Annotated in this window: 21 protein-coding genes; 16 read left to right on the top strand and 5 right to left on the bottom strand. The window is 30.6% G+C overall.

Annotated elements, in window-relative coordinates:
* Positions 1 to 29: 29 nt before the first annotated feature.
* The 10 genes from ACVC5O_RS10450 (at position 30) to ilvA (ending at position 10,280) form a co-directional block, all read left to right on the top strand.
* Positions 30 to 437, top strand: coding sequence for a hypothetical protein (locus ACVC5O_RS10450; RefSeq protein WP_452221429.1), 408 nt, complete (start codon positions 30 to 32; stop codon positions 435 to 437).
* On the top strand, positions 438 to 944 hold the full coding sequence (locus tag ACVC5O_RS10445; protein ID WP_452221428.1) for a hypothetical protein: 507 nt from the start codon (positions 438 to 440) through the stop codon (positions 942 to 944).
* Positions 945 to 970: 26 nt separating this feature from the next.
* Positions 971 to 1,450, top strand: coding sequence for a hypothetical protein (locus tag ACVC5O_RS10440; protein WP_452221427.1), 480 nt, complete (start codon positions 971 to 973; stop codon positions 1,448 to 1,450).
* A 60-nt stretch (positions 1,451 to 1,510) separates the two neighbouring features.
* Entirely contained in the window at positions 1,511 to 1,924 is a 414-nt protein-coding gene (locus ACVC5O_RS10435) for a hypothetical protein (RefSeq protein WP_452221426.1), read from the top strand.
* Positions 1,925 to 2,654: 730 nt separating this feature from the next.
* Entirely contained in the window at positions 2,655 to 3,545 is an 891-nt protein-coding gene (locus tag ACVC5O_RS10430; protein ID WP_452221425.1) for a branched-chain amino acid transaminase, read from the top strand.
* Positions 3,545 to 5,224, top strand: coding sequence for a dihydroxy-acid dehydratase (ilvD, locus tag ACVC5O_RS10425; RefSeq protein WP_452221424.1), 1,680 nt, complete (start codon positions 3,545 to 3,547; stop codon positions 5,222 to 5,224). Before ACVC5O_RS10430 ends, ilvD begins: the two co-directional genes overlap by 1 nt.
* Positions 5,225 to 5,235: 11 nt before the next feature.
* A complete protein-coding gene (gene ilvB, locus ACVC5O_RS10420; protein ID WP_452221423.1) occupies positions 5,236 to 6,969 on the top strand; it encodes a biosynthetic-type acetolactate synthase large subunit in 1,734 nt (577 codons plus the stop codon).
* 1 nt (position 6,970) lies between these two features.
* Complete coding sequence (gene ilvN, locus ACVC5O_RS10415; RefSeq protein WP_452221422.1) at positions 6,971 to 7,501, top strand: acetolactate synthase small subunit; 531 nt, start codon at positions 6,971 to 6,973, stop codon at positions 7,499 to 7,501.
* Positions 7,502 to 7,507: 6 nt separating this feature from the next.
* Positions 7,508 to 9,013 carry a ketol-acid reductoisomerase gene (gene ilvC / locus ACVC5O_RS10410; protein WP_452221421.1) on the top strand — a complete coding sequence of 502 codons (1,506 nt, stop codon included), beginning with the start codon at positions 7,508 to 7,510 and terminating at the stop codon, positions 9,011 to 9,013.
* A gap of 4 nt (positions 9,014 to 9,017) precedes the next feature.
* Positions 9,018 to 10,280 carry a threonine ammonia-lyase gene (gene ilvA / locus ACVC5O_RS10405; protein ID WP_452221420.1) on the top strand — a complete coding sequence of 421 codons (1,263 nt, stop codon included), beginning with the start codon at positions 9,018 to 9,020 and terminating at the stop codon, positions 10,278 to 10,280.
* Positions 10,281 to 10,289: 9 nt separating this feature from the next.
* Here the strand turns inward: ilvA and ACVC5O_RS10400 are convergent, their stop codons facing one another.
* The 4 genes from ACVC5O_RS10400 to ACVC5O_RS10385 are packed head-to-tail and all read right to left on the bottom strand — an operon-like array spanning position 10,290 to position 12,416.
* Positions 10,290 to 10,748, bottom strand: a complete 459-nt coding sequence (locus ACVC5O_RS10400; RefSeq protein WP_452221419.1) for a pyridoxamine 5'-phosphate oxidase family protein — start codon at positions 10,746 to 10,748, stop codon at positions 10,290 to 10,292.
* Positions 10,749 to 10,792: 44 nt separating this feature from the next.
* Positions 10,793 to 11,089: a chaperone modulator CbpM gene (locus ACVC5O_RS10395; RefSeq protein WP_452221418.1), complete on the bottom strand. Its 297-nt coding sequence runs from the start codon at positions 11,087 to 11,089 to the stop codon at positions 10,793 to 10,795.
* A 2-nt stretch (positions 11,090 to 11,091) separates the two neighbouring features.
* A complete protein-coding gene (locus ACVC5O_RS10390) occupies positions 11,092 to 11,985 on the bottom strand; it encodes a DnaJ C-terminal domain-containing protein (protein WP_452221417.1) in 894 nt (297 codons plus the stop codon).
* A gap of 26 nt (positions 11,986 to 12,011) precedes the next feature.
* Positions 12,012 to 12,416 (bottom strand): hypothetical protein, encoded by a 405-nt coding sequence (locus ACVC5O_RS10385; protein WP_452221416.1) that lies wholly within the window; start codon positions 12,414 to 12,416, stop codon positions 12,012 to 12,014.
* Between the two features lie 187 nt (positions 12,417 to 12,603).
* On the opposite strand from ACVC5O_RS10385, the gene ACVC5O_RS10380 reads away from it, so the two are divergent.
* From ACVC5O_RS10380 to era, 5 genes are all read left to right on the top strand, one after another.
* The gene (locus ACVC5O_RS10380) at positions 12,604 to 13,449 is read left to right on the top strand and encodes a universal stress protein (protein WP_452221415.1); all 846 of its coding nucleotides are present in this window, start codon (positions 12,604 to 12,606) and stop codon (positions 13,447 to 13,449) included.
* Between the two features lie 20 nt (positions 13,450 to 13,469).
* Positions 13,470 to 14,312 (top strand): universal stress protein, encoded by an 843-nt coding sequence (locus ACVC5O_RS10375; RefSeq protein WP_452221414.1) that lies wholly within the window; start codon positions 13,470 to 13,472, stop codon positions 14,310 to 14,312.
* 11 nt (positions 14,313 to 14,323) lie between these two features.
* Entirely contained in the window at positions 14,324 to 15,154 is an 831-nt protein-coding gene (locus ACVC5O_RS10370) for a universal stress protein (RefSeq protein ID WP_452221413.1), read from the top strand.
* Between the two features lie 103 nt (positions 15,155 to 15,257).
* Positions 15,258 to 16,199, top strand: coding sequence for a YihY/virulence factor BrkB family protein (locus ACVC5O_RS10365; protein WP_452221412.1), 942 nt, complete (start codon positions 15,258 to 15,260; stop codon positions 16,197 to 16,199).
* Positions 16,200 to 16,235: 36 nt separating this feature from the next.
* Complete coding sequence (gene era, locus ACVC5O_RS10360; protein ID WP_452221411.1) at positions 16,236 to 17,117, top strand: GTPase Era; 882 nt, start codon at positions 16,236 to 16,238, stop codon at positions 17,115 to 17,117.
* A gap of 5 nt (positions 17,118 to 17,122) precedes the next feature.
* Here the strand turns inward: era and ACVC5O_RS10355 are convergent, their stop codons facing one another.
* Positions 17,123 to 17,737 carry a GTP-binding protein gene (locus ACVC5O_RS10355; RefSeq protein WP_452221410.1) on the bottom strand — a complete coding sequence of 205 codons (615 nt, stop codon included), beginning with the start codon at positions 17,735 to 17,737 and terminating at the stop codon, positions 17,123 to 17,125.
* Between ACVC5O_RS10355 and der the strand changes: the two genes are divergently transcribed.
* The gene (der, locus tag ACVC5O_RS10350) at positions 17,718 to 19,022 is read left to right on the top strand and encodes a ribosome biogenesis GTPase Der (protein ID WP_452221409.1); all 1,305 of its coding nucleotides are present in this window, start codon (positions 17,718 to 17,720) and stop codon (positions 19,020 to 19,022) included. The genes ACVC5O_RS10355 and der overlap by 20 nt on opposite strands.
* Positions 19,023 to 19,032: the final 10 nt, after the last annotated feature.

Below are 19,032 nucleotides of genomic sequence, written 5' to 3'. Positions count from 1 at the left end.
TGCCATATATGGCAAGTGTGTTTTTTATTATGAAAAAAAAAGATTATTTAAATAGGTGCGTTTTTGTTAGGAAGATAGATTTTGATACTGATAAAGAATTTAATGGGTCATTTTTCAACAAGTTATTTAATAGGGTTGTTGAAAACAGAAATCCTGATTGTTTCTATGAACATTTGTGGTTTTATTTCAATCCAAATGATGAAATTTATAAATTCGGGAGATTGATTTCCGAAGAATTAATTATGTCTAAAGCACAAAAAGGAGGATATGATGGTGAAGTGTTTTTTGATAATGGAGAAATATATTTTGAAGAAACTAATTATCAATTCAGAACAACTAATTTCGAAGTTGATTTAGAGGAAAATATAGAATTAACTAGAAGGTGTAAAGAGACTAATGATGTAGTCAACCTTTATTACAATATGCTTATTCTCTAGATGAATATCTATTCTGAAATTTTAAATGATTTAATAGAGCATTCACAAAAAATTGAATATTCAATTCACCATATCAATTGGTGGCTTATCAAGTATGAAGATGACTTTTATAATGCTATACCGAAATCTAATTGTAGAAAATGGACTAAATGGATAAGAGATAATTCTATTCATGTATTTCCATGTGTTTGTCCTATAAGAGAACAAGATTGTATTTTTATTGAAATGTATTTTGAGCTTTTAAAAGCTTCAGAATTGGAGAAAAAAGAAGTGCATTTTGAAAAGCTAGTTATTGAGTATAATGTAATCAAGAATAATGAAACTGATGTTTCTCTATGGCTTGAAAAATATGAATCTATATGGCAGAATTCACACTTTAATAAAATCATCAGGATTAAAACTTCCACGACTCCTTACACTAAAATTGAAATACCTTTAAGTAACCAAGAATTTAAGAATATTAGGGCATTTAAAAAACTGTATTCTAGATGCTATTACTCTAAATAAATTAATAATCATTAAAATTTAAACCAATGAAAAAACGAATTAAAATCTACTTATTAACTGTAATATGCATAACCTTTTTTAATTGTAATAATGAAGATGATTCCAATGAAGACCCTAATGTAACAGGATGCTCTCAACAACTAATAGATAGTTATTTAGAAACAGTTGATGATTATGCTTATGAATTAATAATAACCCCTGTTGGAAATGATGTAGAATTTAGTTATTCATATAGAACTCCAACAGCTACTTGTTTTTTGGATGATAATAACAATGTTACAATTGAAGCTGAAATACTTCCTTTGACTATGACAGAACAAACGGGTGATTTAAATTATAATACTATAGTTAAAGGAATTGGTTTTCAAGGAATATTTTTAGATACAGATAATGTAAATGTGAATGTTAGTTTCAAACTCACATTAATAGGAGAAACAACTCCAATTTATGAGTTTGATGAACTTTTAGAAGCTCCTTATTCTACATTTATTGGTAATACATTTTAGAAATAATCAATAAATAATATAGCCACCTCATAGTAGGTGGTTTTTTTATATATAATAGTTATGAAAAAAGACAAAATACCTTTCAAAATTGGTATGCAATATGAAAATTGGGAATTCAACCTGGATATCCTTTCAGATAAAATTAAAGGACTTGATAGTTATTTAAACATAGATGAATCTTTAAATAAATTTATGAATGTTCATACAGATAAAACTGAACTAATTTTCAGTTTAGATATACTTCAAGGAGTTATCATCACTTTTGAGAATAAAACATTATACTTTTATAAGGAGTTAAAAGAGATGATATTATCATATTTGAAGAAACTAGGAGGACTGGATATTATGTTTTCATTAGAGTGTGAAGACTATCCAAATAAACTAGCTTACAGTATTTTTTATAAAAAGAGAACAGTACTTTTATTATATTGTAATAAGATAATATTAGAAAAAATGCTAAATGTAATACATTAAATAGGCATACTTTTAGGCATACCTATTTACTAATATAATGCTCATGTACTATGTGTGCTAACTTTTTTAAGTCAAGTGAGAGTCCAGTTCCCGCTACAAAGAAAACCAGATACGAAAGTATCTGGTTTTTGCATTTTTAGAAAAATGAAGATTGCTTTAATTTTCTGAAAATACAAAAACTAATACTGTGCTTGCACAGTGGTTTTGTTTGTGCAAGCTTCCCTTTAAAACCAAACAAACTTATGCGAGTTAATCCAGTTTCCGCTCCTAAAAACACGAAGCCTTTTAATTTCTTGAAAAGCTTTTTTATTTTTCCTAAATATATTTTCAAAACAATTCAAACTAAAATAAATGGAAAATTTTTCAAATAAATTTGAGCTGATTAAAAAATAATTCTCATATTTACACAATCAAATGAAAAAACAAATTTTAAATATTATTTCTATTATTAACATTGTGATTATTTCACAAGGTTAAGGAAGTGTATTTAAAAAAAAGATAAATTTTTAAAAGGCTTCCTAAATATAGGAAGCCTTTTTTTATTATAACCACATGAATTTAATTATCAACATTATTATTATCATTATTAGTCTGTCACCAAGTTGATACAACTATTTATTGCTATATAATAAAGTCTGTGTCAATATTGATACAGACTTTTTTGTTTTTAAAGCATAACCTAAAACTAGAAAAACAATAAAATAAAATCGATTAACTAAATAAAAAGACAATGTATTATAACGAAAACAGTGTAGTATATAAAAACGGAGAATTTGTAAAAGCTAATGCAACTTCAGAAAATCCATACAGTCAAAGTTTACACTATGGAAATGGTGTTTTTGAAGGCATAAGAGCTTACAATACACAAAATGGAACTAAAATATTTAAAGCACATGAGCATTATAAGCGCTTAAAGTATGGAGCAGAAGTAATGAGTATTCCGTTTCATTATTCAGAAGAAGAATTAACCAAAATCACCTATGAGCTTTTAGAACGTAACAGATTAAAAGATGCTTACATACGTCCTTTAATTACAACAGGAGCAGATATGAGTTTAAAAACCTCTAATGAAACCAATTTAATAATTCAATGTTGGGAATGGGGAAAATATATGGGAGATAAGTTATTAAGGGTTAGAACATCTTCGTTTGAACGTCCAAACCCAAAAGCTTGTTTTGTAGAAGCAAAAGTTACAGGTCATTATATTAATTCCATTTTATCTACAAACGAAGCAAAAAATAATGGATATGACGAAGCATTATTGTTAGATATGAATGGAAATGTTGCTGAAGGTTCTGGAGCAAATATTTTTATGCAAAAAGGAGAAAAGCTTTATACACCACCTCGTGGACATATTATGGCAGGAATTACACGTGCTACTGTAATTGATTTATGTAAAGATTTAGGGATTTCTATAGAAGAAAAACATTTCACATTAAAAGAGTTAAAACATGCAGATGCTGCTTTTTTTACAGGAACAGCAGCCGAAGTTATTGGAATTGAATCATTAGACGATAATAAATTTCCATTAGAATGGGAAAATTCTTTTGGATTTCAACTAATGAAATTATACAAAAATGAAGTGTTAGAATTAAATAAAACACAAAAAGCTGTTTCATAATGGAATTAAATAAACACAGTAAAAGATTAACGCAAGATGAATCGCAACCAGCATCTCAAGCAATGCTATATGCAGTTGGTTTATCAGATGAAGATATGAGCAAGGCACAGGTTGGTATTGCAAGTACTGGTTATGATGGAAACCCTTGTAACATGCATTTAAACAATTTAGCTGCCGAAGTAAAAATTGAAAGCAAAATTGCAGGTTTGGTTGGTTTAGGTTTCAATACAATAGGTGTTTCAGATGGAATCTCCATGGGAACTTCTGGTATGAATTATTCATTAGCTTCTAGAGATATTATAGCAGATTCTATTGAAACTGTAATGCAAGCACAAAGTTATGATGCCTTAATTTCTGTAGTTGGTTGTGATAAAAATATGCCTGGAGCAGTCATTGCAATGTTACGCTTAAATCGTCCATCAATAATGATGTATGGTGGTACAACAGCATCCGGAATGTACAAAGGAAAAAAATTAAACATTGTTTCTGCTTTTGAAGCTTTAGGACAAAAAGTTGCAGGAGAAATTAACGAAGAAGAATACAAACAAATTATTAAAAGAGCAATTCCGGGAGCAGGAGCTTGTGGAGGAATGTACACGGCAAATACAATGGCATCAGCAATAGAATGTATGGGTTTTGCATTGCCTTTTAACTCTTCAATTCCAGCAGAAAATCCAAGTAAACTATCAGAAGCAGAAAGAACAGCTTTAGCAATTAAAAACTTATTAAAATTAGATTTAAAACCTTTAGATATTATTTCTAAAAAATCTATTGAAAATGCCATTGCATTAGTAAACGCTTTAGGTGGTTCTACAAATGCAGTATTACACTTTTTAGCAATTGCTCATGCTGCAGATATTGATTTTACCTTAAATGATTTTCAAAAAGTAAGTGATAGAACACCTTTAATTGCAGATTTAAAACCTTCAGGAAAATATTTAATGGAAGACGTTCATGGTGTTGGAGGTACACCAGCAATCATGAAATATTTATTAGATAATGGGTATTTACATGGCGATTGTTTAACCGTTACAGGAAAAACATTAGCAGAAAATTTAGCCAATGTGAAGGCTATGGAGTTTGAAGAACAAGATGTAGTGTATCCAAAAAATAATCCCTTAAAATCATCAGGAAATATTCAAATTATATACGGAAATCTAGCAACAGAAGGTGCAGTTGCAAAAATATCAGGAAACGAAGGATTAATTTTTGAAGGTAAAGCAGTGGTTTATGATAGTGAGCAAGCTGCAAATACAGGAATTTCAAAAGGAGAAGTAGAAAGTGGAGATGTTGTTGTTATTAGATATGTTGGGCCAAAAGGTGGTCCAGGAATGCCAGAAATGTTAAAACCTACTTCCTTAATTATGGGAGCAGGTTTAGGTAAATCTGTAGCATTAATTACAGATGGTCGTTTTTCTGGAGGAACCCATGGTTTTGTGGTTGGTCATATTACACCAGAAGCACAATCTGGAGGAACAATTGCGCTAATAAAAACAGGAGACACTATTAAAATTAGTGCAGAAAACAATTCTATAAATGTTTTAATTTCTGATGAAGAATTAGCAGAAAGAAAATCAAAATGGATTGCTCCAGCTTTAAAACACAAAAAAGGAATATTATATAAATATGCAAAAACAGTAGCATCAGCATCAAAAGGATGCGTAACAGATGCATTTTAATAACTGAAATTATGATTACAAAAACACAACTAAAATCTAAAACAGATTTAAAACAAAAATTACATATTTCAGGAGCAGAAGCTGTTGTAAGGTGTTTATTAGAAGAAGGAGCAGATTTAATTTATGGATATCCTGGTGGAGCAATTATGCCAGTTTATGATGAGTTATATAAATTTCAAGATAAGATTAATCATGTCTTAACACGTCATGAGCAAGGTGCAACACATGCAGCACAAGGTTTTGCAAGAGCTACAGGTAAAGTAGGTGTTGCAGTTGCTACTTCTGGTCCTGGAGCTACAAATTTAATTACAGGTATTGCAGATGCACAAATAGATTCTACACCAATGGTTTGTATTACTGGTCAAGTAGCTTCTCATTTATTAGGTTCAGATGCTTTTCAAGAAACAGACATTGTTGGTATTTCTACTCCAGTAACTAAATGGAATTATCAAATAACAAAAGCTTCTGAAATACCAGAAATAATTGCCAAGGCATTTTACATTGCAAAATCTGGTAGACCAGGACCTGTTTTAGTTGATATTACAAAAGATGCACAGTTTGAAACTTTTGATTTTGAATATAAAAAATGTACATCCATACGTAGTTATAAACCAAAACCAGAAGTTGATTTAAATACTTTAAAAGCGGCTGCACAATTAATTAATGCTGCAAAAAAACCAATGATAGTTTTTGGTCAAGGTGTTATTTTAGGAGAAGCAGAACAAGAATTTAAAGCATTTATTGAAAAAGCAACAATCCCTTCTGCATGGACAATTTTAGGTTTATCAGCATTGCCTACACAACATGAGTTAAACGTTGGTATGGTTGGCATGCACGGAAATTACGCTCCAAATGTATTAACAAACCAATGTGATGTATTAATTGCTGTAGGTATGCGTTTTGATGATCGTGTGACTGGAGATTTAAGCAGATATGCAAAACAAGCAAAAGTTATTCACTTTGAAATAGATCCTGCAGAAGTAGATAAAAATGTAAAAGCAGATGTAGCAGTTTTAGGTGATGTTAAAGAGAGTTTAGCGCAAATTTTACCATTCATCAATAAAAACTCACATACAAATTGGTTAGAAGAGTTTACAAAACTAGAAGCTATTGAATTTGATAAAGTAAAGAAAGACGATTTATTTCCAACCAAAAATGGCTTAACAATGGCAGAGGTTTTAAAAGAAATTAATACTGCTTCTGGTGGAGATGCTGTTATTGTTTCAGACGTTGGTCAGCACCAAATGTTTGCTTGTCGTTATGCTAAATTTAATCAAACAAAAAGTAATATTACTTCTGGTGGATTAGGTACAATGGGTTTTGCTTTACCTGCTGCAATTGGAGCAAAAATGGGTGTTCCAAACAGAGAAGTAGTTATGATTGCTGGAGATGGAGGCTACCAAATGACTATTCAAGAATTAGGAACCATTTTACAAACCAAAGCAGCAGTTAAAATTGTAGTGCTTAACAATGGATATTTAGGAATGGTTAGACAATGGCAACAATTATTTTTTGATAAACGCTATGCATCTACCGAAATGACAAATCCAGATTTTGTGGCCATTGCAAAAGGCTATAGTATAGAGGCAAAACGAGTTACAAAAAGAGAAGATTTAGCAAGTAAAGTTCAAGAAATGATGCAATCTAAAGACGCCTATTTTTTAGAAGTTTGTGTAGAAAAAGAGAATAATGTATTTCCAATGATAGAAACAGGAGCATCTGTTTCAGATATAAGATTAGAATAATATGAGCACAGAAAAACAATTATATACAGTATCCATTTACACGGAAAATAATATAGGATTGTTGAATAGAATTTCAGCAATTTTTCAAAGAAGACATATTAATGTCGAAAGTATTAATTCTTCCGTTTCGGAAATTGAAAATGTAACCAAGTGGATTATGGTGGTGAATCTTTCCGAAGAACAAATGAAAAAAATTATAGGTCAGATTGAAAAACAAGTAGAAGTTATTAAAGCCTATTATCATACTGAATCCGAAATTATTTACCAAGAATCCTGCATCTTCAAAATGAAGACTGATTTATTGTTTGAAGAAAAGCACGATACAAACATTATTAAAGAAAATAACGCAAGAATTGTAACAGTAAATAAAGAATTTTTTGTTGTTGAAAAATCAGGAACAAAAGAAGAAATAGATGTATTATACAAGAAGTTAAGTCCTTTTGGAATCATGCAATTTACACGTTCTGGAAGAATTTCTGTAAGCAAAGGCGAAATGAAAATATCAACATTATTAGAAACACTCAACAACTAAAAAAAAATGGCAACAAATTATTTCAATACACTATCATTAGCAGGAAAGCTAGAGCAATTAGCAAAATGTAGGCTTATGGAAGCTTCCGAGTTTTCTGAAGGCGTTTCAGCATTAAAAAATAAAAAAGTAGTAATTATTGGTTGTGGAGCACAAGGCTTAAATCAAGGTTTAAACATGCGAGATTCTGGTTTAGATGTTTCGTATGCATTAAGACCAGCAGCAATTAAAGAGCAAAGAGCTTCGTATAAAAATGCTACAGAAAACCACTTTAACGTTGGTAGTTTTGAAGATTTACTACCTACAGCAGATTTAGTTTTAAACTTAACTCCAGATAAACAGCACTCTCCTGTTGTAAAAACTATAATGCCTTTAATGAAAAAAGGAGCAACATTAAGCTATTCGCATGGATTTAATATTGTGGAAGAAGGCATGAAAATTCGTGAAGATTTAACAGTAATCATGGTAGCTCCAAAATGTCCTGGTACAGAAGTTAGAGAAGAATATAAAAGAGGTTTTGGTGTGCCAACATTAATTGCAGTTCACCCAGAAAACGACCCAGAGAATAAAGGATGGACACAAGCAAAAGCCTATGCAGTAGCAACTGGAGGACATAAAGCAGGAGTTTTAGAATCTTCTTTTGTAGCAGAAGTAAAGTCGGATTTAATGGGAGAACAAACCATTTTATGTGGCGTTTTACAAACAGCTTCTATTTTGTCTTTTGATAAAATGGTGGCAGAAGGAATAGAACCTACGTATGCTTCAAAATTAATTCAATTTGGTTGGGAAACAATTACAGAGGCTTTAAAACTGGGAGGAATTACCAATATGATGGATCGTTTATCAAATCCAGCTAAAATAGCAGCTTTTAAAATTTCAGAAGAATTAAAAGAACTAATGAAACCATTATTTGTAAAACACATGGATGATATTATGTCTGGACATTTTTCTAACAAAATGATGCAAGATTGGGAAAATAATGATACTAATTTGTTAAAATGGAGAGCAGCAACAGGCGAAACGGCATTTGTAAAAACAACTGCAACAAAGATTGAAATAAATGAACAAGAGTATTTTGATCATGGCACTTTAATGGTAGCATTTGTTAGAGCAGGAGTGGAATTAGCGTTTGATACAATGGTAGCTTCCGGAATTAAAGAAGAATCAGCCTATTATGAATCTTTACATGAATTACCATTAATAGCAAATACTGTAGCAAGAAAGAAGTTATATGAAATGAATCGTATAATCTCTGATACAGCAGAATATGGTTGCTATTTATTTGACCATGCTGCAAAACCTTTGTTGGTTGACTTTATGAAAAAAGTAGATGTTTCCGTTATAGGAAAACCATTTTCAACCTCTAATCAAGTAGATAATTTAGAGCTGATTGCAGTTAATGAAACAGTACAAAACCATCCCATTGAAAAAATAGGAAAAACATTAAGAGCCTCCATGACTGCAATGAAAACATTGAGTCAAGAAGAAAAAAAAGAAACAGTAGTTTTTCATTAAAAGTATGCAAATTCAAACAACATATAGACCAACATTAAAAGCTGTAGAAGAGGCTGTAGCTAGATTGAAAAATGTAGCTGCAGAAACTCCGTTGTTGGAAAATTATATTTATTCCCAGCAGTATAAAGCAAATGTGTTTTTAAAGCGAGAAGATTTACAACAAGTTAGATCGTATAAAATTAGAGGCGCTTATAATAAAATAAGTTCTTTATCAGACCATGAACATGCTAAAGGAGTTGTTTGTGCTAGTGCAGGAAATCATGCGCAAGGAGTAGCTTTTGCTTGTAAAAAACTAAAAATATATGGTACTATTATAATGCCATCTCCAACACCAAAACAAAAAATAGAGCAGGTTAAAATGTTTGGAGGTGATTATGTGGAGATTCTATTATCTGGCGATACTTTTGATGATGCTAATACCTTGGCAAAACAAGTTTGCAAAACTTCTGGGAAAGTATTTATTCATCCTTTTGATGATAAAAAAATTATTGAAGGTCAAGCCACTGTTGGTTTGGAGATAATTAACCAATCTAAAAATGTAATTGATTATGTTTTTGTACCAGTTGGAGGAGGAGGATTGGCTTCTGGTTTATCAAGTGTGTTCAAGCAGTTGTCTCCTAACACTAAAATTATAGGAGTGGAGCCAGAAGGAGCGCCTTCTATGAAAACGTCTTTTTTGGCAAATAAAAATGTAAGATTAGAAAAGATTGATAAATTTATTGATGGAGCAGCTGTACAACAAGTAGGTGATTTAACGTTTAAAATTTGTCAAGAAAACTTACACGATATGATAACAGTTCCGGAAGGAAAAGTGTGTCAAACCATATTAGATTTGTACAATAAAGAGGCTATTGTTGTTGAGCCAGCAGGAGCTTTAACACTAGCTGCATTAGATTTTTATGCCGAAGAAATTAAAGGAAAAAACGTTGTTTGTGTAGTTAGTGGTAGTAATAATGATATTACTAGAACTGCAGAAATTAAAGAGAAAGCATTGTTATACAGACAATTAAAACATTATTTTATTATTCGTTTTCCGCAAAGATCTGGAGCTTTAAAAGACTTTGTAATGCATGTTTTGGATGAGAATGATGATATTACTTATTTTGAATATTCTAAAAAAACAAATAGAGAAAATGGTCCAGCTGTAGTAGGTATTGAATTAGAAAAAAAAGAAGATTTACAGCCTTTAATAGCTAGAATGAAAGCAAGTAATTTTTATGCTGAATATTTAAATGACAAGCCAATTTTGTTTCAGTTTTTAGTGTGACATTAGTAATTAAGTAGTTTTCCTTTTTTTACCTGTAATGTTTTCAATATTTATAATAAAAACAATGGGAATATTTTCTTTGTAAATTGAACTTGAAAACTCACTTATAAAGTCAGGTTTATACTGTTCTCTATTAGTAATAATATCCTTTACTCCTAAAGAAAATTGATGTAAATAAGCTTTTGCCTCACTTGCAAAATATTGTTTAAACGTGCCATGAACTAAAACAGACCTCCAATCATTTACAGAATTGATATCTGCAACTTGAAGCGAAACAGCATTATTTTGTCGCATAGCATTCATTTTATGTCCATCGCCAGAATAACAAATAATACTATTGTTTTGCTTATCATAAAAATATGTTATAGGTACAACATACGGTTTACCTTCAAAAATATATCCTAAATGACCTATATAATTAGTCTCTAAAATGTGTGTTTTCTCTTTATCTTCTAGGTTTTTAATCATGGTAATCTAAATTAATTAGTGTTACACTTTAAATCTAAAATTGATTATAAATCCTCGTACAATCTCAATTTATTATTAAGTGTAGTAATTTGGTTTTGTAAGCTTTCTACACGCTGTAATAAATTGTAAACAGCATCTAAACCTTCTAAATTTATATTAAGTTCAAAGTGCAAGCGCATCATTTTTTCAAGCTCATTAATTTGTGTTGTTTTTATATAGTTTTCATTATTAGAAACTACAATTTCTACCAATTCGTACTCTTGTAAAGCAGTTATAAAAGTTGCAGGAACATCATAATGTGTACAAAATGTTTTTATTGAAATTAAATCTTTTACTTCCATAATTATCTTAGTTTTTGAAGTTGAGTAAATAATTCTTTCTCTTTATCGCTAAGGTTTGTTGGTGTTTTAAGGGTGTAGGTTATAAATAAATCTCCAAATTGTCCTTCTTTTTTATATTTAGGGAACCCTTTGCCTTTTAACTTTACTTTGGTTCCGTTTTGGGTTTCTGGTTTAATAGTAAGTTTTGCTTTACCATTAAATGTATCTACCATTAGCTCTCCACCAAGTAGCGCTGTGTATAAATCTAAATCTACAGTACTATAAAGGTTGTCTTTATCTCTTTTAAATGTTGTGTTATTTTTAATAGTAAACTGAATGTATAAATCGCCATTTGGTCCACCATTAACACCTTTTCCTCCATGACCTTTAATTTTAATGGTCTGTCCATTTTCTACTCCTGCAGGAATGGTAATACGTATGTTTTTGTTATTAACTGTAAGTGTGCGTTTATGAGTTTCGTAAACATCTTTAAGGTCTAACTGAAGCTCTGCGTTGTAATCCTGACCTTTAAACCTCACATTTCTCTGACTTCCTCCAAAAGTTTGGCCACCAAACATACTACCAAAAATATCCTCAAAATCTTCTTGGCTATAGCTTCCAGAACTTTGGGATTGCTTTTGGTAGTTTCTTTGTTGTTGCTGTTGCTGTTTTGCGTGTTCGTAAGCTTCAGAGTTTTGCCAATGTTCTCCATATTTATCGTATTTTTTTCGATTTTCCGGATTACTTAACACCTCATTTGCTTCGTTTATTTCTTTAAATCTTCTCTCAGCGTCTTTATCGTTTGGATTTAAATCAGGATGGTATTTACGCGCTAACTTTCGGTAAGCTTTTTTTATCTCTTTTTCCGATGCTGTTTTAGAAACGCCTAGTGATTTATAATAATCTATAAATGCCATATTGTTTTCTTTTTAGGTGTTTTAAATTAATGATTTATTTTCTTTAGTTCACTACTTAGTTTTGTAAGCATAATTAATTCAGATTTATTTATTTTAGCAAAACTACTAGCTATTTCATAGCAAGTTTCTAATAGTAAACTATTAATCTTTTTTGTAAACAACTGCTGTTCTTTGTTTTTATAATTTACAAAATCTTGGTATAATGCCTCTGCATCTTTGTGTTGTTCTTTATGCAGTTTGTTAAACGTAGATTCAATTTGTTTTATACCATCTTTACCTATATATTTTAATGGTAACCAGCGAGTTTTTAAAATTGATTGTAATGTTTCAATCTCCTTAGTTTCTATTGTGTTATCTGTTGCTGCAATTGCAAAAAACAATCTTCCTAAATGGTTTAAAAATAAATTTTTTGATGCAGTTGTGTGTTTCATAGGTAATAAATAATAGTCTTTTTAAAAATACAATTTTCCTATTAATTAATATATGATATATATCAGCTTCAACCAAATATTTAAAATAGTGAAACTTTAAAAATAAAGAGCTAAAGCTGACAAATGTCATTGTTTTTGAAGGCGTTAGTTTTTATATTTATGTAAATCAGAAATAAGCACTAATACTATGAAGAAAATATTAATTCCTACAGATTTTTCGGACAACGCAATGAATGCAATTCATTATGCATTAGAATTTTTTAAATACCAAAGAGCCGAATTTTATTTTATGCATGCTTACCAAGCCGATGTTTATAACCATAAAGATTTATTGAGTAGAGAGGATTTTAATACTATTTTAAATCGTGTTAAAGAAGAATCTGAAACTAACTTAGAAAGTCTTTTGCAAAAAGTTAAAGACATTTCTCCTAATCCAAGGTTTAGTTATTTTACCATATCTGCCAATAACTCTTTGTTGGATGAAGCAGATATTATTACAGATACTAAGAATATAGATCTTATTGTAATGGGAACAAAAGGGAAGTCTAATAACCGAAACTTAACTTTTGGTAGTAATACTTTACAGGTTTTAAAATATGTAAAATGTCCTGTTTTGGCTATACCAGAAGGGTTTAAATATTCGCAACCAAAACACGCATTATTTCCAACAAATTTTCTAATCCCTTTTAAACGAAGAGAATTAAAATTACTAAGCGATTTATTGTTGCCTTATCGTACACAAATAGATTTGTTATATGTGTCTCGTACTAATGCGCTATCCTTTAGGCAAGAAGATAATAAGGCATTTATAGAAAACACAATTTGCGATAATGAAATTAATTATTTTACAAAAAGTAGTAAGCAAGTTGATGAGGCTATAAATAGTGTTGTAGAAGAAAAAAGTATAGATTTTCTAGTAATGGTTAATACACAGCAATCGTATTTAGAGAATATTATCTTTCAATCTACAATAGAAAAAATAAGTTTAAAAATTGCAATTCCGCTATTAGTACTACAAAACTTTAGACGTTAATAGCAAATAATTTAATGATTATGAAAAAAATTTTATTACCAACAGATTTTTCAGAAAATTCTTGGAATGCCATAAAATACGCACTTCAATTATATAAAAATGAAAGTTGCAACTTTACGTTTTTAAATACCTATACACCTATAACTTACAGGTTGTCTCGTACTGATGTAGGATCTGCACAATTTGATGTTATGGATGCGATTAAAGAAGCTTCCAACAAGGGTTTAGAAGAAATAAAACAGACTATAGAAACTCAATTTAACAATCCAAAACACACCTTTTCATATCTCTCGTCGTTTAATACACTGATTACAGAAATTAACGAGTTATATGCTGGGAATGTAATGGATAGTATTATTATGGGAACTCAAGGAGCAACTGGTGCAATGGACGTTTTGTTTGGCACCAATACTATGCATGTTATTAAAAATGCAAAATGTCCTGTTTTAGCAATTCCTAGCGGTTTTTCTTTTGAAACACCACTGGAAATTTTATTTCCTTCGGACTATCAAATAGATTTTAAAGACCAACACATTGCGCCACTTTTAGACTTAGCTTCGGTTTATAATTCTCGTATTAACATTTTGCACGTTAATTATGGCAAAGAACTTTCAGAACAACAACAAAAAAGCAAAGTACAGCTTGCTAACTATTTTAAAGAGACAGCACATCTGTTTCATGTAAAAACAAATAAAAATGTTGATAATGCTATAAATAAATTTCAAAAAAGCACTAAAATTAATTTGCTGGTTATGATTAATAATAAGCGTTCATTTTTTGAGAATTTATTTTTTAAATCAACAATTAACCAAATTAGTATTCATTTAAATATTCCTTTTTTAATTATTCCTTCAAAAATTTAAAACTAAATATTATGAAAAAAAACATATTACTTCCTACAGATTTTTCAGATAACGCTTGGAGTGCTGCAGTATATGCATTTAAGCTTTATGCTAATATGGAGTGCACCTTTTATTTTATTAATTCTAGTAAAGTTGAAGCCTCTACAATGTCAAGCATGTCTAACAAACTATTACGCGTAATGCAAGAAAAGGCTAAAAAAGAGTTGTTAGACTTAAAGAAATTGGCAAGAATAGCAGATGCGAACGAAAAACATGATTTTGAAACTATTTTAAGTACAGAAAGCCTATTAGACGGAATAAATAGAACTATAGCTGTTAAAAATATAGACTTAGTAGTTATGGGAACCAAAGGCGTTTCTAAAGGAAAAGGCATATTTTTTGGCAGTAATACTGTAAGTGTATTAAAAAAAATAACATCATGTCCTGTGTTAGCAATACCAGACGAATTTGATTTTATAGAACCTAAACAAATTGCATTTCCAACAGATTATAACAGATTCTACGATGAGAAAGTTTTAAATCCATTAAAGACCTTAAGTGAGTTGTACAATTCTAAAATTAGGATATTGCATATTCAAGAAGAAAAAGAATTAAGCGAAACACAAAATAATAATATTAAACATCTAGATAAAGAATTAGCAGATTTTGAGCACAGCTTTCATTGGATGCCAGATTACGATAAAAAAGCCTCAGTAATTGTTGATTTTATTGAAGAATTAGAGATTAATATTCTAGTAATGGTAAACCATAAACATAGTTTTATAGAAAATATTATTAATGAACCTGTTGTTAAAAAGATTGGTTTTCAACCCGTTATTCCATTTTTGGTTGTGCATGAGTAGTAGTTTTAAAATGCCTTAATAATTTCAAATGGAATAAAATGATTAGGCTATGAGCAAAACATAGTTTACAATTTAATGTAAACTTGTAAAACTCAAGTTTTTTATGGCAAAATCAAAGTTTAACATTAAGGATTTACCCAAATTAATAATTGACACTTATAAGTCTTGGAATTCTAACGACCCTTGGCGCATGAGTGCAGTCGTTGCATACTATGCAGTATTATCATTACCAGGTTTACTAATTATTATTATAAATGTGGTAGGTAGTATTTGGGGAAAAGAAATTGTGCAAGGAAAACTAACTGGTAAAATTGCCTCAATCCTAGGAAGCGAGTCTGCAGAAACCATAAAAACCATTATAGCGCAAACTGTTGATGCCGAAACTAATATTGTGTCAACAATAATTGGTATTGCAACAATTCTGTTTGGTGCTACAGGTGTATTTTACCAACTGCAAATTTCGCTTAATAAAATTTGGAAAGTGGAGAGCATCTCTAAATTCAGTTTTAAAAAAATACTAACTAATCGTGCTAAAAGCTTTGCATTTATATTAGTTATCGGTTTTCTGTTGCTTATTAGTTTTGTTTTAACAACAGTAATCTCTGCGTTAACAGATTATATAAAAGAAGCATTTCCTAACATTATATTATATGTAATTTATAGTGTAAACTTTATACTATCACTTGGTATTATCTCAACATTATTTGCGTTAATGTTTCGGTATATGCCAGACACAAAAATTAGATGGAAAACAGTTTGGATTGGTGCTGTTTTAACTGCAATATTATTTGTTTTGGGAGAGTTTTTGTTAGGCCTTTATTTTGGCAGGTCTAATCCAGCATCCACTTATGGAGCAGCAGGAAGCATAGTGTTAGTGTTACTTTGGGTGTCTTATTCTTGTCTTATTTTCTTTTTTGGCGCAGAGTTTACTAGGCAATACTCTATTAAATATGGTCACGATTCTCATACCTATAAAAATAAAATTGAAGACCTATTAGAAAAAGAAAACAGTGAAGCAATTAAAGAAAGTAAAGACTCTAAATAATAGCCTTATCTTTGCAATCTATTTAATAAAATAAAAATGAGTCATAAAGCAGGTTTTGTAAATATTATTGGAAATCCCAATGTTGGTAAATCAACATTAATGAATGCATTTGTAGGCGAAAAACTATCGATTATAACCTCAAAAGCGCAAACCACAAGACATCGTATTTTAGGTATTGTAAATGGCGAAGATTTTCAGGTAATTTTAAGTGATACACCAGGTATTATTAAACCTGCTTACGAGTTGCAATCTTCGATGATGGATTTTGTGAAATCTGCTTTCGACGATGCAGATGTGCTTATTTATATGGTAGAAATTGGCGAAAAAGAACTTAAAGACGAAGCCTTTTTTAATCGCATTACCAATGCTAAAATACCAGTATTACTATTGTTGAATAAAATCGATAAATCCAACCAAGAACAAATGGAAGAGCAGGCAGAGTTATGGCAAAAAAAAGTGCCAAATGCTGAATTTTTCCCTATTTCTGCTCTCGAAGGGTTTAATGTAAGAGAAGTGTTTAATAGGATTATTGAACTGCTTCCTATGTCTCCAGCATTTTACCCAAAAGACCAATTAACAGATAAACCAGAGCGTTTTTTTGTAAATGAAACCATTAGAGAAAAAATACTTATGCATTATAAAAAGGAAATTCCTTATGCTGTAGAAATAGATACAGAGGAGTTTTTTGAAGAAGAGACTATTATTAAAATGCGTTCTGTAATAATGGTAGAACGTGAGACCCAAAAAGGAATTATTATTGGTCATAAAGGGTCTGCATTAAAACGTGTAGGTATCGAAGCCAGAAAAGATTTAGAACAATTTTTTGGCAAACAAGTGCATTTAGAGCTTTACGTTAAAGTGAATAAAAATTGGAGAAGCGATCAAAGACAATTAAGGCGATTTGGCTATAATAATTAGTAAAATTATTGTGCTAAAATACGTTGCATATAATTGTATAGTGCTCGCATTTCTTCTTTGTTAGAGTTTTTTCCAACTCTTCCTGCAAGGTAGAGTAGAAACCACAAAATAACCATTGCAATAATTCCCCATACTTGTAAAAGGTACTCTTTTTTTAAGGCATAATTGGAGTATGCCCAAATACAAAATGCAATACATAGACCTGCAACCATAAAATGCAGAAACATAAAAAGTGTCCAAACGGTTGGGTTGGGACCAAACAAGCCATATAAAATGCTTTTTTTGTCTTCGGTTTCATTAATTTCTATGTGCAATTGAGGCGACCAAAACGTTTGTTTGTGTTTTGGGAGTTTTATAAACACATGATCATCAATCCTACTAATAATAAATTCCTCTTGTGTGGTTTTGCTCGTTTCAAAAGCAGATAAAAGTGTTGCATTATCTTGGTCCAGTTCCAATTTAAATCTAGGCCTTAAAACAATTTCGTTTAAATTATCATCCATAATTTTTAATAATGCTGTTAAATTACTATTTTTTGTTGAATTAGAAACACTACATTTGCAACCGCTTGCAGGATATGCAATGCATAAAACTAAGATTATGAGTAATATAGTAGCCATAGTAGGACGTCCAAATGTTGGAAAATCAACTTTTTTTAATCGTTTAATTCAGCGTAGAGAAGCCATTGTAGATGCAGTGAGTGGAGTAACAAGAGATAGACATTACGGAAAAAGTGATTGGAACGGAAAAGAATTTTCGCTTATCGATACAGGAGGTTATGTAAAAGGAAGTGATGATGTTTTTGAAGCGGAAATCGATAAACAAGTAGAATTAGCTATTGAAGAAGCAGATGCTATAATCTTTATGGTCGATGTAGAATCTGGCGTTACAGGAATGGATGAGGATGTTGCAACGCTATTACGAAAAGTTCAAAAGCCAGTTTTTCTTGTTGTTAATAAAGTAGATAATGGCAAAAGAGCAGAAGATGCTGTTGAGTTTTACTCACTAGGTTTAGGCGAATATTATACCATTGCAAGTATTAACGGAAGTGGAACAGGAGATTTATTAGATGATCTTGTTAAAGCACTACCAGAAGTAGAAGAAGTTGAACAGGATGATTTACCACGTTTTGCAGTAGTTGGTCGTCCAAATGCTGGAAAATCTTCATTTATTAATGCGCTTATTGGCGAAGATAGATATATTGTCACAGACATTGCAGGTACTACTCGCGATGCTATTGATACCAAATACAACCGTTTTGGATTTGACTTTAACTTAGTAGATACTGCAGGAATTAGAAAAAAATCTAAAGTAAAAGAAGATTTAGAATTTTATTCAGTTATGCGAAGCGTTAGAGCAATTGAGCATAGTGATGTTTGTCTATTAGTGGTTGATGCTAATAGAGGTTTCGATGGCCAAGTGCAAAATATCTTTTGGCTAGCAGAGCGTAATAGAAAAGGCATAGTTATTCTGGTCAACAAATGGGATTTAGTAGAGAAAGACCAAAAAACTACTAAAGAATTCGAAAAATATATTAGAGAACAAATTGCACCATTTACAGATGTGCCAATTGTTTTTATTTCTGCTTTAACAAAACAACGTATTTATAAAGCCATAGAAACAGCTGTAGAGGTTTATAATAATAGAAGTAAAAAAATAAAAACAAGTGTATTAAACGATACGTTTTTACCAATTATTGAGCATTATCCTCCACCAGCACTTAAAGGGAAATTTGTTAAAATAAAATACATAATGCAATTACCAACACCACAACCACAATTTGCATTTTTCTGTAACTTACCGCAATATGTAAGAGATCCTTACAAGCGTTTTTTAGAAAATAAATTACGCGAACACTTCGATTTTACTGGAGTGCCAATTAGTGTTTACATGCGTAAAAAATAACATTTCACTT

This window comes from Lacinutrix salivirga, from assembly GCF_053604675.1.
Note: the sequence above shows the minus strand (reverse complement) of the source record. Positions and strands in the feature narration are given on the sequence as shown.